This window comes from Aequorivita todarodis (assembly GCF_028561335.1).
Lineage (GTDB): Bacteria > Bacteroidota > Bacteroidia > Flavobacteriales > Flavobacteriaceae > Aequorivita > Aequorivita todarodis.
Genome location: NZ_JAQQTG010000026.1, coordinates 1 through 1,477 on the forward strand (window position 1 = coordinate 1; position 1,477 = coordinate 1,477).

General features: G+C 42.1%; 2 protein-coding genes. Both read right to left on the bottom strand.

From position 1 onward, the window contains the following. Positions 1–44 precede the first annotated feature (44 nt). Complete coding sequence (locus POV26_RS10510; RefSeq protein WP_272856433.1) at positions 45–212, bottom strand: hypothetical protein; 168 nt, start codon at positions 210–212, stop codon at positions 45–47. Beyond that, entirely contained in the window at positions 178–1,206 is a 1,029-nt protein-coding gene (locus POV26_RS10515; protein ID WP_272856434.1) for an IS110 family RNA-guided transposase, read from the bottom strand. The genes POV26_RS10510 and POV26_RS10515 overlap by 35 nt, the downstream gene beginning before the upstream one ends. Between the last annotated feature and the right edge of the window lie 271 nt (positions 1,207–1,477).

Here is a 1,477-nt window from a genome sequence, read left to right on the forward strand (position 1 = left end):
ACCCCAAAGATACTGTGTTCAAATCCTAATCATTTTTCAATTGTTTAATTAATATCTTTGTATTGCAAAAAGAAGGCTTCGTCCAATTCGTTGTACCGAAGTCTATCTACCGGGCGGAGTTTTACTCCGCCCTTTTTGTGGCAAAAAGAAGGCCCGCCCTTCATCGTTACCCGAAGTCTATCCCAGCTGATAATCCACAATATAAGGCTCATTCTTTTTCCATAATGTGTATATCAGGATCAACAATTTTCGCATCACCCCCACGACCCCATGTTTTTTTACCGTGCGGTTGTCATTTACGCGTTCATAGAAGTCCCTCAAGTTAATATTGTGCGTGGCCGCGGCCACCGCCGGCATATAAAGTGCAGACCTGATGCGTGCGTTTCCTTTTTTTGATATCCGGGTCTTCCCTTTGTACTTGCCGGATTCCTTATCTACTATATCCAGTCCCGCGTAGCTGACCAACTGGCGGATATTGGTGAAGAGCAAAAAACCATTTACCTCGGATATTACTTTAATGATCGTGATGAAGCCCAGTCCCTTTACCGTTTCAATGTTCCGGATCTTCTTGTAGAGCTGCTCATCTGTTTTTATTTGCTTTTTCAGTTCCTTCTCAATGACATCCAACTGTTTTTCATAAAAAGAGATCATCTGTTTTTTAAGGGTAATCACTTTTTTATAGGTCTTATGGGCGTGGTCCAGGGCATGGAGCTGGGACTTGGCGGCAGTGATCTCTTTCTTGAGGTTGGTATGCTCTCTTGATAGATCCCTTATGACCCTGAACTCCTTGCTTGGCGGGGTCCAAAGATCAGACGTGCCCAATGCCTTTTCCATCCCAAAGGTGGCAATCATTTTTGAGTCGACCTTGTCCGTCTTTGTCTTCAGGTTGTTGCTCTTGGCAAAGTAGGTTAGCTTTTGTGCCAACTGCACGCTTACCTTTTGGTCGTTCTCATAGAGAAAGTAGGCCAGGTTCTCATAATAAACGCCCGTGGCTTCCATAACATAAATGGGCTGTGGAGCTGTGCCCTTCTCACGTTTCTTGCACCATGAGAGGAACTCTACCATGCCCTTGGGACTGTTTTTAAATGACTTGGTCCCTTTGATGGCAATACGTTCCTGTTGGTCCTTCACTTGATAACAGGCGAAGAAGCTTTCCATTCCTATATCAATCCCTACTACTTGTTTCAATACTTTTTGTTGTACCATTATTCTTGTTTTAGGTTATTAAGAATAAGGATTTTTCCCACCGTCTTTCCTCTTAGTTGATACGAAATCCAGGCATATAGCCATGGTTTCTCAATACTGTTGCGACTCTTGGAAAAATACAGGAAAAGGTTGTTATCTTTGGGTGGACATACATAGTATTGTTGTTGTCTAGGTTTAAATGGCAACCTTAACCTGATCTTATTCCTTTAATTTAAAAGCCTAAAATAATCGTATTTTTGGACAAATCATTTAATGACCAAACATAAGAGGT